The organism is Wohlfahrtiimonas chitiniclastica (assembly GCF_002252325.1).
Classification (GTDB): Bacteria; Pseudomonadota; Gammaproteobacteria; order Cardiobacteriales; family Wohlfahrtiimonadaceae; genus Wohlfahrtiimonas; species Wohlfahrtiimonas chitiniclastica.
Map to the genome: position 1 here is coordinate 478,509 of NZ_NEFL01000001.1, position 17,273 is coordinate 495,781.

General features: G+C 41.9%; 25 protein-coding genes. 2 read left to right on the top strand and 23 right to left on the bottom strand.

The annotated features are described in order from the left end of the window. From B9T10_RS02245 to B9T10_RS02350, 23 genes are all read right to left on the bottom strand, one after another. Positions 1-435: a phage tail protein gene (locus B9T10_RS02245; RefSeq protein ID WP_063503955.1), complete on the bottom strand. Its 435-nt coding sequence runs from the start codon at positions 433-435 to the stop codon at positions 1-3. Beyond that, the gene (locus B9T10_RS02250) at positions 435-2,612 is read right to left on the bottom strand and encodes a phage tail tape measure protein (protein ID WP_143695664.1); all 2,178 of its coding nucleotides are present in this window, start codon (positions 2,610-2,612) and stop codon (positions 435-437) included. The genes B9T10_RS02245 and B9T10_RS02250 overlap by 1 nt, the downstream gene beginning before the upstream one ends. A gap of 135 nt (positions 2,613-2,747) precedes the next feature. After that, the gene (locus B9T10_RS02255) at positions 2,748-3,050 is read right to left on the bottom strand and encodes a phage tail assembly protein (protein WP_063503953.1); all 303 of its coding nucleotides are present in this window, start codon (positions 3,048-3,050) and stop codon (positions 2,748-2,750) included. 2 nt (positions 3,051-3,052) lie between these two features. Then, positions 3,053-3,571: a phage major tail tube protein gene (locus B9T10_RS02260; RefSeq protein ID WP_063503952.1), complete on the bottom strand. Its 519-nt coding sequence runs from the start codon at positions 3,569-3,571 to the stop codon at positions 3,053-3,055. Positions 3,572-3,573: 2 nt separating this feature from the next. Next, entirely contained in the window at positions 3,574-4,746 is a 1,173-nt protein-coding gene (locus B9T10_RS02265; RefSeq protein WP_018122067.1) for a phage tail sheath subtilisin-like domain-containing protein, read from the bottom strand. Continuing rightward, positions 4,746-4,895 carry an NUDIX hydrolase gene (locus B9T10_RS10150; RefSeq protein WP_018122066.1) on the bottom strand — a complete coding sequence of 50 codons (150 nt, stop codon included), beginning with the start codon at positions 4,893-4,895 and terminating at the stop codon, positions 4,746-4,748. Before B9T10_RS10150 ends, B9T10_RS02265 begins: the two co-directional genes overlap by 1 nt. Before the next feature lie 2 nt (positions 4,896-4,897). Next, positions 4,898-5,263, bottom strand: coding sequence for a hypothetical protein (locus tag B9T10_RS02270; RefSeq protein WP_094537700.1), 366 nt, complete (start codon positions 5,261-5,263; stop codon positions 4,898-4,900). Next, positions 5,260-6,258: a hypothetical protein gene (locus tag B9T10_RS02275; protein ID WP_094537701.1), complete on the bottom strand. Its 999-nt coding sequence runs from the start codon at positions 6,256-6,258 to the stop codon at positions 5,260-5,262. The genes B9T10_RS02270 and B9T10_RS02275 overlap by 4 nt, the downstream gene beginning before the upstream one ends. Beyond that, positions 6,259-6,825: a phage tail protein I gene (locus tag B9T10_RS02280; RefSeq protein WP_018122063.1), complete on the bottom strand. Its 567-nt coding sequence runs from the start codon at positions 6,823-6,825 to the stop codon at positions 6,259-6,261. Beyond that, entirely contained in the window at positions 6,812-7,708 is an 897-nt protein-coding gene (locus B9T10_RS02285) for a baseplate assembly protein (RefSeq protein ID WP_018122062.1), read from the bottom strand. Before B9T10_RS02285 ends, B9T10_RS02280 begins: the two co-directional genes overlap by 14 nt. Continuing rightward, positions 7,705-8,079 (bottom strand): GPW/gp25 family protein, encoded by a 375-nt coding sequence (locus B9T10_RS02290; protein ID WP_051063859.1) that lies wholly within the window; start codon positions 8,077-8,079, stop codon positions 7,705-7,707. The genes B9T10_RS02285 and B9T10_RS02290 overlap by 4 nt, the downstream gene beginning before the upstream one ends. Further along, a complete protein-coding gene (locus B9T10_RS02295) occupies positions 8,079-8,711 on the bottom strand; it encodes a phage baseplate assembly protein V (RefSeq protein ID WP_018122060.1) in 633 nt (210 codons plus the stop codon). Before B9T10_RS02295 ends, B9T10_RS02290 begins: the two co-directional genes overlap by 1 nt. 1 nt (position 8,712) lies before the next feature. Beyond that, positions 8,713-9,147: a phage virion morphogenesis protein gene (locus B9T10_RS02300; RefSeq protein ID WP_094537702.1), complete on the bottom strand. Its 435-nt coding sequence runs from the start codon at positions 9,145-9,147 to the stop codon at positions 8,713-8,715. Further along, entirely contained in the window at positions 9,137-9,493 is a 357-nt protein-coding gene (locus B9T10_RS02305; RefSeq protein ID WP_018122058.1) for a phage tail protein, read from the bottom strand. Before B9T10_RS02305 ends, B9T10_RS02300 begins: the two co-directional genes overlap by 11 nt. Continuing rightward, entirely contained in the window at positions 9,490-9,852 is a 363-nt protein-coding gene (locus B9T10_RS02310) for a hypothetical protein (protein WP_018122057.1), read from the bottom strand. Before B9T10_RS02310 ends, B9T10_RS02305 begins: the two co-directional genes overlap by 4 nt. A gap of 119 nt (positions 9,853-9,971) precedes the next feature. Beyond that, positions 9,972-10,217, bottom strand: a complete 246-nt coding sequence (locus tag B9T10_RS02315; protein ID WP_094537703.1) for a hypothetical protein — start codon at positions 10,215-10,217, stop codon at positions 9,972-9,974. Then, positions 10,210-10,419, bottom strand: a complete 210-nt coding sequence (locus tag B9T10_RS02320; protein ID WP_018122054.1) for a hypothetical protein — start codon at positions 10,417-10,419, stop codon at positions 10,210-10,212. Before B9T10_RS02320 ends, B9T10_RS02315 begins: the two co-directional genes overlap by 8 nt. 9 nt (positions 10,420-10,428) lie before the next feature. Then, positions 10,429-10,920 (bottom strand): M15 family metallopeptidase, encoded by a 492-nt coding sequence (locus tag B9T10_RS02325; protein ID WP_018122053.1) that lies wholly within the window; start codon positions 10,918-10,920, stop codon positions 10,429-10,431. Positions 10,921-10,922: 2 nt separating this feature from the next. Continuing rightward, on the bottom strand, positions 10,923-11,129 hold the full coding sequence (locus tag B9T10_RS02330) for a tail protein X (RefSeq protein WP_018122052.1): 207 nt from the start codon (positions 11,127-11,129) through the stop codon (positions 10,923-10,925). Then, positions 11,126-11,584, bottom strand: coding sequence for a head completion/stabilization protein (locus tag B9T10_RS02335; protein WP_018122051.1), 459 nt, complete (start codon positions 11,582-11,584; stop codon positions 11,126-11,128). Before B9T10_RS02335 ends, B9T10_RS02330 begins: the two co-directional genes overlap by 4 nt. A gap of 93 nt (positions 11,585-11,677) precedes the next feature. Continuing rightward, a complete protein-coding gene (gene gpM, locus B9T10_RS02340; protein ID WP_018122050.1) occupies positions 11,678-12,337 on the bottom strand; it encodes a phage terminase small subunit in 660 nt (219 codons plus the stop codon). 9 nt (positions 12,338-12,346) lie between these two features. After that, positions 12,347-13,366, bottom strand: a complete 1,020-nt coding sequence (locus B9T10_RS02345) for a P2 family phage major capsid protein (protein ID WP_094537704.1) — start codon at positions 13,364-13,366, stop codon at positions 12,347-12,349. A gap of 9 nt (positions 13,367-13,375) precedes the next feature. Then, entirely contained in the window at positions 13,376-14,197 is an 822-nt protein-coding gene (locus B9T10_RS02350) for a GPO family capsid scaffolding protein (protein ID WP_018122048.1), read from the bottom strand. 138 nt (positions 14,198-14,335) lie between these two features. Here B9T10_RS02350 and B9T10_RS02355 point away from each other — a divergent pair, with 138 nt between their 5' ends. Beyond that, positions 14,336-16,078 (top strand): terminase large subunit domain-containing protein, encoded by a 1,743-nt coding sequence (locus tag B9T10_RS02355; protein ID WP_179220620.1) that lies wholly within the window; start codon positions 14,336-14,338, stop codon positions 16,076-16,078. Between the two features lie 11 nt (positions 16,079-16,089). Beyond that, on the top strand, positions 16,090-17,049 hold the full coding sequence (locus B9T10_RS02360; protein WP_018122046.1) for a phage portal protein: 960 nt from the start codon (positions 16,090-16,092) through the stop codon (positions 17,047-17,049). Positions 17,050-17,273: the final 224 nt, after the last annotated feature.

Below are 17,273 nucleotides of genomic sequence, written 5' to 3' on the forward strand. Positions count from 1 at the left end.
TCATAATAACGACCCAATCTGACTTGTCAGCACACCCAATGCACCTAGTAGATCATCCCCTTCCCGTTTAAACTCAAGGGTAAAATCCACAATATGCGGTGCGCCTGTGTGCTCAAACTGACGGGCAATTTCATCAGCATTCATACAAATATAATTGCCATGAATTCTGCCCGTTCTTTCAATCAAAGGAAATGCCTGCCCGCTGCTTGCCTGTAACCGCAAAATTTCCAACACATTGCGCCCGCCTGTCAGCATGGGTAAAAGTTTGCCCGACAACACCACCATTTCATCACCAGGACCCAAAAATTGATGGGCATCACGCGTGCCCACCCGTGAATTACTTGCATATTTATAGCCCGTTTTCTTTGTAAACTGCTCATATGGCAATGACTCCAAAGCAAAGGGGAAAAATCCCCAAACCATTTGAACTTTCATTACGTTACATCTCCTAAAAATGCACTGTTTTTATTGGTAACGCTGGCAATGCCACGCTTAACCGATTCAGCAATGTCGGATGCATCACCGCTTGGCGCTGTAATATTAATCTTGAATGTGTTGGTTTGTGTACGATTGCCAGTCCCATTGATGCGGTTTTGCAATATGCGTTGATAGTCTTCTTGACGAGCTGCATCATTTAAAGGTGCATTGCCGCCAATTGCTTTCAATTGCACTTCTGGACTTAAAGTCCCAAACTCGCCATAGGTCAAACCTGTTTTATTTTCAATGTCTAATTTGTCATACATAGCCGTATCTTTTTTCCCGACAATCGCATAATAGGCATCAAAAAACGGCTGCAATATTTTCATGACTCTATCAATGGCTGGTTGTGCCCACTTGACCATGTCATCCCAAAATTCCGCCACAGAGGACTTTAATACCGCAAACGAGGAATCCCAATCCCTAAAGGCATTCACGACAAAAGCGACCCCTGCACCCATGAATTCCCCAAGCTTTCTAAATGCAGTGCCAATCCCCAAAATAGTATTAGCGCCAATATCAAAGACAAATTGTAACTTAGAGCCAATGATGGGGATTCTACCAATCCAGCTCCCTAACCAGTCATATACATTCCGCAGGTCTTTCCCTATTTGAAAAACACCATCTGTGAAAAACCAAACTAAGCTGTCCCAATTTTTATACACGCCATACATGGCCAAACCAATGCCGGCAATGGCTGCCACAACGGGATTACCAAGCACAGCAAACTGAAATGCACCCCATGCCAATTTAGCCAAACCTAATGAAGCTGTAATGCCCATCACGCCTGCTGCGATGTAGCTCAAATTACTAATGATATCTGGACTACTTTTAGCAAAGTCCCCAATATTAACCATGATTTTAGTGAGCCATTTAAACGTATTACGTAGCCCTTTATTGTTCACCTCAAAGATAGAGATCTTAAAATCCGTCCATGCTGAATTTAATTGCTGCATATCGCCTGATAAGTTATCCGCCATGACTTTGGCCAATTGCTTACTTTCACCATGGTTGTTCTTCAGCTCATCAATGATGCGATTTAAATCTTCTAAGTTACCCTTCTCAATCAATGCAGAAAAAGCCGCAGCAGCTTCCTCACCTGCAATACTTTTCAAAATCCCCATGCGTTGAGCATTACCCATTTTGGCTGTTTTCTGTAATACCTCTCTCAATAGATCAACTGGCGTTCTAAGGTTGCCCTTTTTATCATTCGTTTTGATACCAAGTTTAGCCAACTCTTTCTTTGCCATGCTCGGTCCTGCTGCTAAACGACTGAAGATCGCACGCATCGCTGTCCCTGATTGACTGCCTTGAATACCAATGTTCCCTAAAACACCAGCAATGGCAGAGGTTTCCTCTAAGCTCACGCCCAGCCCTTTGGCAATCGGTCCCACATATTTCATGGTTTCACCAAGCATCTCAAGATCTGTATTCGTACGCGTAAATGTCCCCACTAAAATATCACCCACACGGTCCATTTCATCGGCTGATAAGCCAAAAGCTGAGAGAATATTTGACCCAATGTCCGCCGCCCTTGAAATATCCACATCACCTGCTTTAGCCAAATCCAATGTACCCGCCATTGACTTGATGATCTCTTCAGGTTTAAAACCTGCCATCGCATAAAATGCTTGGCCTTGAGCAACTTGTGTGGGATCCGCCCAAGTTGAAGCACCCAATTCTTTAGCATTTGCCCGCAATGCTGCCAACATCGGGTCATCTTTTTGCAAACGTGTTAAAGCCTGAACTCTGCCCATCGTCGTATCAAAGTTCATACCATCATCCATAAAACGTGATATGCCATAACCCATTGCAGTGGCCGCTGCAATGTGCATACCACCTGCACCCATCATTTGTTTTCCTGAATTTCGATGAGCCTGCGTTTTATAAAGTCGCGTCAATCGCGCTTGTTGCCTTTCAATTAAACGAGAGGTTTTCTCAAGTTCTTGTTGATCACGTTGCTGCGCCCTGCTCAATGGTCCAACTTGTGGAATGCGATCATTGAGCTCTCGAACGCGTTTTTTATAATCTTTGATGTTCTGCTTGGTTTTACCAATTGAGCCATCAATACCACGCATCACAGAGGTCACATGGTCAAACGCTTGTAAAATTACTTCCATTTTTAACTCAGCCACCACGTGCCTCCTTTAGCTCTTCTTGATATGTTTTGGCATCCTCATACCAGCCATTTAATTCAGATATTTCCATGTTGCACATATCGCCATAAGTGATGAACGGGAACGACAGCCCGATCACCACCATTTTTGACTTTATGCCTCCATCTGTTCCTCTTCCTCCGCCCAATCGAGCGGATCCACCAAAAAAGCGGTGACCACTAAAGCAAACTTGCTGATGTCTTTAACGCTCATCTTTTTGATGACCGTCTGTGATAAACGTGGCTCTGTGATTTTGGGTAGCAACTCAATCAATGGATCGGTATGGCCAAATTGCAATGCGTGCAATGAAAGTCCTTTAAGGGCAATCACATTCGGTTCACGCACCACAATCTCTGAATATTCAGTTTCGCCAACCATCATAGGTTTGCTTAATCTCACTGTTTTTTGTTCGCTCATTGTTATTGTCTCCCTAAGTGACGACGGCGCTCAGCCAATTGATCCTTACCATTGACGCGGCGAATCATATTCATAGGATCTTCAAAGTAAATCTCTTTGCCATCCACGAAATACTGAACACGTGCAACCGCTAATGTCACATCATTTGTACTCAATTCATTGAGTGATAAATCACCTGCATCTGCTTCCTGAATTTGCCCCCAGAAATAAGCTTTAAATGCTCGTTCTGTACAACTGTCCCCTTCCCCTAATGAGCCCAAAATCATGATGGGCACACCATCCACAGAACAATTACTATTGACCAGCAAATCAAAATCCAACCCTTTGGTTGAAAAGCTCATTTCCCAATCCGCGTCATAACCCACAGCCACTTTAAGTGGACGTGATAAACCACCTGCATTTAACTCTTCTAATTTTGGTGAGTTCTTAGGCAACTTAATTTTTTCACATGTGCCGGCATAGTTGTTATCACCGACATACAAATCAAACGCACGTAAAATGCGTGGCAATACAATGCTCATGATTAACCTCCTACAGCATTTTTAATGAATTTATCGGATAAGCGCACGGTTAATCCTGGGGATTCAATCGGTGGCACTGCTGTCAATTCAAGTAACCAATCAGGGCGACCACTCATCAATGCATCATCACCATTTAATTCAGGATGCAGAATAATCTCACCACCTAAAATACGGCCTGCACGCTGCCAATCATATAAAATGGCATCACCGCGTTGTTTGAACTGGTCCAAACGCGCAGGATTCATCGGTTGATCTTGTGTCATGTTTTTGAGTAAATTTGCCAAAGTAATGGCAGCCACTTGGCTTGAGCGTGCAAAGACTTCAAAGTACATGGATGAATCAGGTCCCGCGGTGGTACGGTTGCCCCAAGTGCGATAGCCATCATCTAACACAAAGCAAGAAATACCCGCTTCATTCAGTGTGTTTGCACCTGTGCCATAGCCATTGATGCCGCTATATGTCACCTCTTTAGTTAAACCTGTCACACCTTTGAGCACCTTATTTGAAATGGAATAATGCCAGCCTTTTTCCTGATCTAAGCGGGCGCGTAAACCTGCCAATGCTGGTCCCGCATAATGCTCAACTTCTGCGGCCAATTGTGGATTAAACTTGATGATGTCACCATAAAAGAACATGCCATAGTTATTGGCAAACTTCTTACGGTATACCAAAGCATCTGCGATATTTTCACAATGGCTCATGCTCATATAAGCAAAACCATATTGACGTTCTGCATGCTCCACCAATGCTTTGGCCACAGCTTCAGATTTATCATAAAGTGGAATGGTAAAAATGCGCGGTGTCACACCCACTTGAGTGGGCGCTAATGCCAGTGCTTTGAGCCCTGTCACGCTATCATTGTCATTCACCTTGCCAATGATATTGGCGATCGTCTCTTCACTTTCACCTTCTGCCACACGCACAACCACAACAGGCGCACGCACTTCTGCATCAATCGATTGCAATGTTTCTGACAACGTGCCTTTATTCCCCGCTTTGGCAATTGCTTTTTTAATGTCTAAGACCAAAACACAGCGATCTAACGGAAACACTTCAGGATCCGCATCTTCGGCAGTACACACAACGCCAATGGTATCTGTGGCCATAATGCGTGTTTCAATATATGCCTGATCATCAATGGTCAGACGCACACCATGTAAATATGCAGTGCTCATTATTTCTCTCCTTTTTTATTCTTGCCATCCGTCAAATAGCCTGCGTGAACCATCTTTTCAATTTGCTCTTTGGTGAGTTTCTTCACGTCAATCACATCACCTTTTTGATAGCGCACAGCGCCGATTTGGATTTGTCGTAACACTTCCATTATTACTCCTTGAGTTTTTCAATTTCTGAATTAATATCTTTGATTTTTTGAGCAACTGACTTTGCTTCTTCTTTTTCATCTAACAAAAGATACATGTTCATATCTGACTGAAGTGATGACTTCTCATCTAAAAGCTTTTGCAACATCAGTTTTGCTTCTTGTGCCTGCTCTTTCTTTAGTAAATTATCATCAATTATCCAGCCTTGATAAGTCCACTTTCCACCCTTTGGCTTGTGGTCTCTAAACTGAATGAATTGCTCATCAGTCATCTCAACGAGATTCTCAAAATCATCGTTAAATGCTTTTGCTTCTTCGATTGATTCGTATGCGCACACTTTGCTTGTTTTTTTATTTGTAAAGTATTTCATCGTAGTTCGCTCCATCCATTTATTATTGCTCCGCCCGATATTTGTAGAAGATATCGAGAGTTTGGCGGAATTATTGCATTAATACCCGCTAGTGTTGCTGCAAACCCAACTTCGTCGACGTACAAAAAAACCGATCGTTGTACTGAAGCTCCATGCGACACATAAATGTTAAGCTGAATAGGCTTCCCCGTTGTGTTTGTGTACTCAATCCCTTTATCTCTCTGACTTGAAACATCAGTCCATTTTTGGTTTACGCCCATCGCTTTTGATTCTACAAATTCTTTTGTTGCGTAATTAGTCAGTGATGGTATATCTTCGATTAATGCTACTGTGCCTGTTTTTGTTGGGAATTTTATTTCATACTGAACTTCTTTTAAATTCCCCACTTGAACAGCTAATACGCCGGAGTCTCGATATCGAAATATTAGTAAATCACTAGAAATCGACGTGAATCCGTTGTTTTGATGTATTAAAATATGATATTGATCTTTCAATAGTGATTGAATTTTTATCTCACTATCAAAAACGGGGTTTTTATTTTTTACAACAAGTCCTGTGCCTATAAAATTTAATTTGTCTTGTTTTGAGTTCGCAAGATTGTAAGCACTATCTGCTTTATTCTGTGCTGCAACTGCTTTTTTATCCGCTGTTGCTGCCGCTGTATTTGCGGTGTTCGCTTTGTCATTGGCTTGATTCGCGGCTGTTTGTGCAGCTTTTGCAAGTTTATTGACTTCATTCACAATGCGCTGACTGGCACCCGCTGTGCGTGAATCACCCAAGGCATCCAAAATTTGTGGGATGGCTTTTTGATCAACTTTGGCAACTTCGGCTAATGCATGCATCACTGAACAAGCCAAGTCAAAAATGGCATTGTTATCATTTTCCTTCATACCATCAGCCTCAGGCTGACCACCCATCACATCATCATTTTCACTGACAATGCGAATCTTTTTGAGCCGATCTTCAGCTTTAATATTCTTTAAAATTTCAGGCATTTATCTCACTCCATATCTATAAGTACCGTTGTGCTTAAATGTTTTGTCATGCTTCATGGGGCGTGCATATTGCACATCTAACAATTCACACCGTGCAGGGGCGGTCGCATTTAAAATGCTTTTGGCCATTTCCATTTGGTCAGTTGTCAATGGCGATTGAAAAGCCACAATGTATTGCGCCCATGTCATTGTGGTTTGCTTGGCATATCGAATGCGGCCATTGTGTTTAAACAAACCATCATGTTGTTGGCGCTTCCCTCTACGAATGAATTCAATTTCACCAAAACCCACAGAGCGCATTGCTCTACGCATGGATGCCACAGTGCCTGCTTGCAAACTGATGGCAGGCGCTTCTCTAATCATTTTGCGTTTGCGATCTTCTGGCCATGATTCATCCCAATCTTCAATGCTTCTTGACCATGCCAACCACCCTAATAATTCAGTCGGACAATCCTCTGCACTATTGAGCGCGGCATAACTAAAATCATGCATTGATAATGCACAGACATCCGCTAAATCACGTTCTAATTGCGTGCTAGATGTGGGCAATAATTCATGTGGACGCATAGAAACCACCATCATTCATTTTGATCCCTGTTAATCGGATCACCTGATTCGCTTTAGCGATCACATCTGCTTTCGGTGCAATGATCTTAATGTTCTGCACACCTGGTGCGCGTGCCATATCATGAATGGCATTGAGTGTTAGAGCTTCCCCAAGCTTTGACACATCCTTTTTCAAGGCTTCAAAGCGTTGTTGTACAGAGTGATCCACAAGTGATTTCACCTGACCTTTGTAATACGTCACCGTAATTTCAATGGCTTGATCAATAAACTCTGCTTTCTTGACATACACAGAATCACACAGTGGCACCACCTCTTCAGATTCAAGATAGTTTTCAATCTTCTTTAGCAATACCTCATCAGCCACACCCTTTTGATCATGGGTCACAATGGTTAATGTCACATCGCCCGCTTTTGGTGTATGCGCATGTACGCCCACTTCTTTCACTCTGCCATCCACAGAACGTGCCAATAATTCATAAGCGCGTGCGGGTCCTGCCACAGACCATTTTTTAGGGGCATTTTGTGCGCGGTAACGTAAATCCTCATCTGCCTCCCAAATGGTGGGAATGGGCGGATTGGCATTTGGGTCACCTGCCTGAATGATTAAACGCTCCGTCACTGTATTGGCTGCAATGTTGTCCAAATTATTTTGTGTGGCATATGCCAACATGGTTTGCTTGAGCTTCTCATTGATTTCGTTTTTCAATAAAACGGTTTGATAGGCTGAAAGTTCCAACAATTTTTTAATGGGATCACTCTCAAGCACCAATGTTGCATAATCAGGACTCAATACACGAAATTGAGCCTCTAAATTTGATAACTCTTTTTCATAATCAATCTCATAAAAGACCTCTGGCGTTGGCAATGTTTCTAAATTAATCATGCGGATGCTCCTTTGACAAAATCATTGAGCGCATCAGGATTACGCAATAAGCGCTGGTTCATATAGAACTGTTCACCGCTTTCCTTAATGGTTGCTGCGATCTCTAAATCGACAAGTCCTGCATTAGATACAGGTGTAAAATTCACAAAGGTTGCAGTAATGCGTGGCTCCCAAATGGATAAAGCGATCACCGTTGCACTCATCAGTTGCATCATGTTTTCATCATTTGCAGGTCGGTCGATTAACTCAGGCAATAGAGATCCATACTCTCTACGCATCACACGTGAGCCAATGCGCGTTGTGATGATGTCAATGATGGATTGCTGAATGTGTTGGTTCATAGGGATTTCATGCCCCGTAATTCGATTCATCACACAACACCCCCTGTTTGATCACCACCAGCTTGCACACCACTGTGATGATGCTGGCTATATTTTTTGCCATTAATGGTTGGATCCACTTTAAAATCAATCGGAATATTTACGGTGCCCGCTTTGCCTGAACCACTCATCGCAAAGCCACCTTCTAAATTCGTAAAACCTTTAACCGTGAGGGATTTTTCAATGGTGGTGTCACCATCTAACGTGATCGTGGGGGCATGTACCTCTGCGGTTTGAGTATTGACAATCACATTGGCAGAGCTGTTTAAAGTTAAAGTGCCACTTTCTGTGTTGTGGTGGATCTCATCGCCATTATCAAAATGGATTTTAAAGTCAGCTTCAGACAAATAGGGATAGTTACTTTCATCAAAATAATTGGGGGCAAAACGGCATACATCATCTTCACCACCTTCCATCATCACAGTGCCAGAGACACCGATTTTTGGCGCACACCAAATCCATGTACCACCAATGAATGGCATGGCGCATGGCATCCAATCGCTATAAACACCCTGATCAATTTCAACACGCACCAAGCCTGGCGCGGTCGTTAAATCAACCGCGACGATCTTGCCCACAGGGTTCATGTTTTGAAGTTTTCTATGAATGTCTGACGGTAACATCTCAAAATCCTAAATGTTGTTTAACAGCATCTTCTAATGCTTTTTGATCATCGTTTGTGATGCCAAACAGCTCACGCACAGGATATTTATGCTTCAATCGTTTTTTACGGTTCACGATGGAGGATTTCCCAAATTGGTGAACACCTGCAATATAGCCATCTAAGCCACTTTTATATTGCACATTGACGCCTTGGTCAGTGGCAGTGATGCTTAATCTGCGTAATTGCGAAAGGCGCTTAAACATTTTGCCTTTCTTCATTGAGTATTTTTGTGGCTTACGTGGGACAAATGCTGATCCCTCAGGATCCACGTTTTTCTTGATTCTTTGCCCTGCACTTCGACGCACCACCATCCCCAAACTTTTGGCCAACTTCTTTCGTTCAACGGGCGATAATGCTTTGATCAAATCTTTTAAAGCCCCTAAATCAGCATGCATGAGTCACCAACTTCCCATCCAATCTTTTGACGGATACGTTCTCAACCAACTGCAACTCAATGGCAATGAATGCGTCTGTTTCACGTTCTAATGCCGTTTCAAAACGCATGAATTCATCACCGCCTGTTTTACTGGCATGCTCACTCATCCATTCCCCAACCGCGGCAAATAACAACAATGCATCGCCTGCAAAATCATTAATGTAAATATTGGCGCGATAACTCAAACGATAATCCAACGCTTTGGCATTGCTTTTGGTCATCTTGCCTTCATCTGTGAACACATCAAATTTTGATTGATCCACATATTGTTCAAGCATTTGAGTCAGTGATGTGAGCTTTCTCATCGTTTTTCGAGCTCCTTAATCTGGTTCTCATGTTTCTTTAAAAGCTGGTCATGGTTGTTCAAAATCATTTTTGATTCAGAGAGTTCCTTATCAAAAGCACTCATCTTGGTCATAAATGCATCGGCACGGTTTTCCAACTTTGTGACCTTCAGATCAGTCAATTCAGTGGTAATGCTGAACTTCTCAATCTTTAAATTCATTTCATTTTGCACATTGGCAAACTTGTCCAATCGGTTGTTATTCGCCGAAAAATACCAAGTGGCAATGGCAATACCGATGCCAAAAAAAGTGCTTAGGATTGCCAGCAGTGATTTATTCACTTCCCGAATTGTTACTGTTTGATGACTCTCAACTGCCATTGCTTCCGCCTTCTTTGCAAAAATATGTGTATAAATCCATGTACTTTTCTAATTGTTCTTGTGTGCCACTGGTGTCCAATTCATGCCCATAAATGGGATCAAAGATGAGACACCAACTGTCATTTCTCACTTCGTAAATAACCTTTGGTGCGCATGCGCTCAATGCGATCAGCATCAGACAACTGAGCATGACGCACTTTAATGTGGTTCGCTTTTTTGACGTTATGAATGATTTCATGCGCAATGTTTCCCTCTTTAATTGCCTCATCTCGCTGCTTTTTTAACTGTGCCATGCGCCACATCACAATTTTGATCAGCAATGCAGCCACACCGAGCACACCTAATCCCCACACAAAACTATTCATGGTCATCCTTTTTTAAGGCATCGCGTTTTTGAAATGTGGTCACAATGCCTTTAGACACTTTCAAGCCTGCAAATGCCAAACAATAGATCCAATAGATTTCACCCAATGCACTTGGATCACGTACCGCAATCACCAATAAAACAATGGTGGCAACCACAAAAGCGCCTAAGCTCATGACTTTTGTATCATCAATCTTTTCCATGTCTGCCCTCTAAAACTGTGGATATTGTGGAGAGAGAGGCAATTCAAAATGTGGACCATCTGCAAAAGCACGCTGGCCACTGCGAATGCGTTGATCAACATATTTCTGTTGCGCTTGTTCTGTGGTCATGCCGCGGGTCTCAGATAGCAATGCATTCCATACACCACCCCAACGAATCGGGATATTGAGCTCAATGGATGCTTGTCGAACCGCTTCAGCAATTGCATAGCAACCATTCCAATCCCATGCCAACTTGCCATTGATCAATGGCACCAAATCAACCGCATGGGCATAACCATCTTTGCCAATCAAATGGCGTGAACCATGTAATGTTTGGGACGTGCCCTTTTGGTAATTAATCTTTTGTTGGGCGGCTGTGCGCACACCCTCAAAAACTTGAAAATCTTGTTGAGTCAATTGAATGGCTCGTTCAACAATGGCCACTAAATGTGGATGCACACCCACTAAATTTGCACGTGATTTTTGTCCTAACTTAAACATTATCAATCCCATAAACTTATTGTTTGTTTAACTGGCGCTTTGTACTCAGGCAAATAGATCACCGTGCGCGCAGGTAAAATGGCTGGCAACATTGCCAAATGTCTGTTCTCTTTCATCATGATCACTTGATCAAATTGAGACGTTGGCACACTGGCCGCATATAAAGCTGCATCTATGGTTTGTTGGCCATTGGCAATGATCTTTCTCATACCAACACCGCAAACACATCAGGTTCATCATAAAAAGTTCGTACAGCATTCCATCGGTCACGGCGCAATTCATCGACTTCTGGCGTAATGAGGCTTGCGCGGTCTTCACCTGATTTACGCGTCAAATCCATGTCCCGAAAATCTTCTAAAAGCTTTGCTTTACCTTCGCTAAATACTGCACGTTCAAAGTTAAATACATAACGGCTTTTACCCGCCAATTCATCACAGGGGACTTCTTCAAGTGTCAAATACTCAGCATGCTTTGCTCTGAAGATGCGTAATTCAGAAATGACCAAATCAAGGGCGGACAACAATGCCATTTCCACTTGTTCATTTTTAACAGAGTCTAAAATACGCATCGCATCACGAAAACTTTGACCATTAATCCCTGGCCAAAAGCCAGAGCGTGGGATCATTAATTCACTGTTTTTGCTATTTTGACCAATGAAGCTCATCCTAATCCTCCAATGACGGGGCTGTATGCTGGTACTTCGCGTGTCATATCAATGATCAGCTTCCCAACATAAGCCCCCGCGTGGTGACGCTCGTTATTCAACCTTGTCGGTTGATGTCTCTTCTTGCTTGTTTAAAGCAGCTTCAAGCTTATTTGCGCGTGTTTTAACTCCAACATCGGGATCTAATTCAAGCGCACGCTTCCAAACTGCCAAAGCAAACTGTGGATTACTTTCTTCTGATAACTCACCAATGGCACGATTTAACTTCGCACGAATGGCATCCAACATATCTTCATCCATCATCAGATCATTCAAAGCCAATAAATGTTCTAGCGTTGTATCTGGCTTTTGATTCAATGCCCGATTGGTGATCTGTTCCGTGATGGCACCTGCCTTATTGGTCTTAAAGATCGGTGGCAAATCATAATTGTTTGTCATCAAATACGTTGCAATGCGCAGTGCAAAATCAATGTCCCCCGCATCAACTGCCCAAATGAACATTTCAGCGGTGATCTTATCTTCAGGTGCATTTGGATTATCTAAAATGCCTTCAACCCAATGGCGATAATCCTCAAGGTGTTCCGCTTTAAAGCGCTCTTTCTCTTCATAGCTCAAAATGCTGCGTAAGCTAGATAGGTCATGCTTTAAGCGCACCAATAAATTCTGCTGCTCAGGATCCATATCATTTGGAGTGGCTGCATTGCCTTGCAACTCTGCAAGCTTGCGTTCTTTTTCTCGTTTGAAATAAAACACAGATCCCCCTTATTTATCTTCTAAGGTGATTTTTTCAACAAGCACCGCTTGTTCATAATTGTGCAATGCATAAAATTCATTTTGCGTGTTGTAATTCTCATAACGATCACGCTTTGAATTCATCTCATAAGATGAGCGCACAGAGCCTTTTTGAATGCGAATGGCTAAGTTTTTAGGACGCGTCACTAAAATGGTGCCATCGGGGAAAAAGTCGGGGGATTTGGCAATCAAGCCATTGATGACGTAATAAGCTTCCTGTGTGATTTTCTGTGCCGTTTCAGTGTTGGTCGCTTTCTCTAACAACTTCATTTGGCGACCCACCAATAAATCACTGGACACATAAACTTTAAGGTCTTTTTGATACTGCTTAGGGATTAAACTCAATGCTTGAACCACCAATTGATCCAAGTTTTCAATCAATTGACCCTTGCCCACTTTAATGGCTTCACCATTTAACTCAGTGATGGCATGTTCTGGTTTATGTGTGCGAATGCGTTGCAGCCAACCAATGTTCACATCCTGCCCTAATGGATAGGTTTTTTTATCGGTGTTCTCTGCAACTTTTTCACCATTCCAACCAATGCGCTCCATATCTTCACGTTTACTTTCTAAGCGTCGATCTTGTAAACGCTTTTGGAACATCTCTTTGGTGCGTGCAAAGGAGTTCAATTCTGCAAAAGTAAAATGCGTGTCATGATCTGTTTTGACAGCGGTATACACAATGCCTGACGGCTTACCTAAACCGCTTGTTTCACGCTCTTTATCTTCAGTATTTGTACGCCCTGACACCAACTGTGAAGGACCAAAACCAAGACCATTGACAATCATATCTGTACAAAGGTCAATGTCCACTTCACTTAAAATGCCTTCTGAAGCCACCTTTTCCACCCACACATATTCCGTTTGCGGGTTAATGGTAAACTTCTGGCCAGCTTCAATGGCTTTAACATCCACGCCATGCAATTCCGCCTGACGTGCTGTGTAATTGGTTAAACACTCTAATGTGTTTTGTAATAAAACTTCGCTCATAACTCTTCCTTAGACATCTGCTAAATATTCATTGGCACCATTGCCCGCAACAAATTCCTGTTTTGCACTGGGTTCTGGCGTGTTTTTTAATGATTCAAACTCTGTTTTAAGTTCAGTAAATGAGTCTGAAAGCGCTTTGTTTTGTTGCTTGAGCTCTGTAATCACGTCATCTTGCTTGGATGCAAATTGAGTTAAAGCACGTTCTAATGACTCAAGTGAGAAGTTTGACTCTGCTAATTTTGGGGCAGATTTTGGCGGTTCATTTTGTTCACGTTGTGCCGCAAACAGACCCGCAAATAAGCTTTTAAATAAGCCTTTTTCATTGGCATCCACATCACCATCGTCTACAAAATCAATGCCTGTAAATTCCAATGCAGTTGAAAAAATGTGCTCAGGCTTATGACGCACTTGAATGTTAAATTGCAAAGCTTCAGTGCCAAGGCTTGCAGGTGAGTCGGTCACACCTAAACCTGAAAGATATGCTTGATTGGTTTTTGCAAAGTTTGGTGCAATTTCAATGGAAAAGCCTTTCTTTTGATTTTTGGCATTCCACTCAACAAGGGCTGGCGTCACTTCCATTTCTGCATATAACGCACGCTGCGTAGTGCCATTGATTGCATAATCTTCCGCTTTTAATGCCAAAACATGACCATAATTGCCAAATGTGCTGTCAGGGTATGAGCTGCGGATGTGCTCCATCCAAATGTTTGCTTGATAAACCGCAGGATTATATGACGCGGCCATTTCATTGATTTGTTGTGGGGTGATTTCTCGCCCATCAATGGTGGGACCACTGACCGCAACCCGTGTCCATTTCGTTTTTTTATTCATGAATAGAATCCTAATCGTACAAAAGAGGATTCAATTTTTACGTTAATGGCAACAGAACGCACGTCATTACAGTTTGCCCTCAAGGGTTGCAAACTCAAACGAGATTATTTTTTACGCGTAACCATAGAGAATGAGCACATGAATAATGAATTGCTCATCACACCAGAAAACACCCAACCACGCGAACTTTCAAGGCTCTTTTATTTCGCGGGCTTTCGCGTATCTGAAATTTCCAAAATGATTGGCACGCCAGAGAGCACCATTTACGATTGGCGCAAAAATGATAAATGGGATGAGGCGGATTTTTTCACACGTTGCCAAGATGCTTTTCAGCTCAAATACATTCGTTTACTGATGAAGAACACCAAAACAGAAAATGAATTGCGTGAGTTTAAAGAGCTTGGTGTACAAATGAAAAACATCTACTCACCCAAGCCACAACGCAAAAAACGCAGTGCGCAAATCAATAGCGATCAATTCGATTGGGAAAAATTCCAATCCCAAATCAATGAGGGATTAAAAGATCTATTCCCATTCCAAACGCAGATCATTCAAGACATTGAAAAATATAAAAACAGTAAAAAGAGTTCGGCTGAATTCATTTTTGGTAAAACTCGACAGGCTGGCTTTACCTATTTTCTATCTTATTATGCCCTACGCCGTTTGGTGAATCTCAAACACAATCAAATTTACATTTCAGCCAGTAAAAATCAGGCGTTCCAAGCCAAACGCTACATGTTGGCCTTTGTTAAAAATCTGACGGGGGTTGAATTATCAGGCGGGGATGCCATTAAATTTAAAGATGATCTGAACTTTTATTTTTTAGGTGCCAATCCATACACTGCCCAAGGCTATACAGGCGATGTGACCTGTGATGAATTCTTTTGGATGCCTCGCTTTGAAGAGTTACAAACCGTTGTGACCGCATGTGCGACACATAAAAACTTTATTATTAATTATTTATCCACGCCTTCTAGTAAAAAGCATCCTGCCTATAAATTTTGGACGGCTGCTGAATACCACTCAAACAAAAAGAATAAACCCTTTAAGGTCGATCATGCCTCACTTAAAAATGGGCGGCTGTGTGAAGATGGTAAATTCCGTAAGATCATCACCATTCATGATGCGATTGCAGGCGGTTTTGATTTAGTGGATTTAGATAGTTTACGTCTACGTTATACGCCAGATCAATTCTCAAAGCTGTTTGAGTTCGAATTCTTTGATGACATGGAAAGCGCATTTAATTTTAATGATTTAAGCGCATGTATGGTGGATTCATGGGAGAAGTGGACAGACTTTGAACCTTTAACCAAACCCCATAAACCATTTGGCCGTAAAAAGGTGGCTGTGGGCTATGACCCTGCCCGCACCAATGATGGTGCTGCGTGTGTTGTGGTTGCCATTCCATCCAATAAAAATGAGCCGTATCGCATTTTAGAAAAGCACTTTTGGCAGGATGTCTCCTTTGACAATCAAGAGCGCTATCTCAAAGAAATCACAGATCGCTACAACGTCGTACATCTTGGCATTGATACCAGAAACATGGGATTGGTGATCGCTGAACGCGTGGAAAACTTCTATCCAAACTTAACGCGTTACCAAAGCGATCTATCCTTAAAAACCTTATTTGTCCTACAAGCCAAAACCCTATTTCGTGAGCGCAAAATAGAATTTGATGCAGGTTGGCAGGATCTTTTATCCAGTTTTTTAAACATCAAAAATGCCATGACCAAATCACAGCAATATGCCACGTTCCAATCTGTGAGAGATGAAGAACATAGGCATGCAGATTTAAGTTGGGCAACGATGTACGCGCTGGGCTATGAACGATTCGATGGCACAACGGTCGATACTGAACATGAACATATTGTAGTTTTATAGAGAGAATGATTATGAATAATGATGTAGTGACATTTAACATGGGCGAGCCTGAGATCTTCAGCCCACACGATTTCATTGATATGTTATCTTGCCAAACCATTGATGGCTACTATGCTCCACCCATTTCATACGACACATTAACCAAATTGCCTCGTTTGAATACCCATCATGAATCCGCTTTAGATTGTAAAAAAAACATCCTCAGTTCTATTTTTAAAGATACTCATTTTTTAGATTATGAATCGTGTGAAGCCTTCATTGCTGATTATCTAATTTTTGGCAATGCTTATCTTGAGCCTGTTAAATCATTGGTGGGCAATACAATTCGCTATCGCCATGTGATGGCCAAATATACCCGCGTTGGCACAGATGGCAATTATTACTTTCTCAAAAACTTTGGTGAGAAGATCAAAAAGAACAACCTGATTCATGTCAAAGCTTATGATGTGAATCAAAATGTGTATGGAATCCCACCATATTTAAGCGCCATGCTCAGTATTGCATTAAATCATGCAGGCACCCTATTCCGTTATAAATATTACAAAAATGGATCGCATGCGGGCTTTATACTTGCCATCAATGGACATGTTTCAGATAAGGGCATGAAAACCATTGAAGAGACGCTCAAAAAGACAAAGCAGTCAGGTAATTTTAATAACCTGCTCGTTCATTTGCCCAAAGGGGATAAAGATTCTGTGCAGCTGATTCCCATTAGCCAGATTGCAGCCAAAGATGAATTCGTCAATATCAAAGATGTGTCACGTGATGACATTGCCACCGTTCATCGTGTGCCATTGGTGCTCATGAGTATTCAAGCAACAAATGCTGGTGGCTTTGGTAATCCTGCACCATTTGCGAAAGTCTTTTACAAAAATGAGCTGTATCCAATGATCCGAAAATTCTACTCAGTGAATCATCGACTTGGCCAAAAGATATTTGATTTTGACAAATACGACTTAGAAGAAAGCTAGGGGGTGTTTCTCAAAAGAGTAACATCAGTAACCTGATTTTGTAATATTTACCAAAAGCATTGATATTGCTGCATTTCAAGAGATTTTAAAAATGTAACATTTTAGTATTTTTTAGTAACCTCAGATTACAAAAATATATATCCATTTGAATTTAAATGATTATTTTTAATAAAAATGTTACATCTTATTTGTAATATTGATTACAGAAAAGTTACTTAAATGTT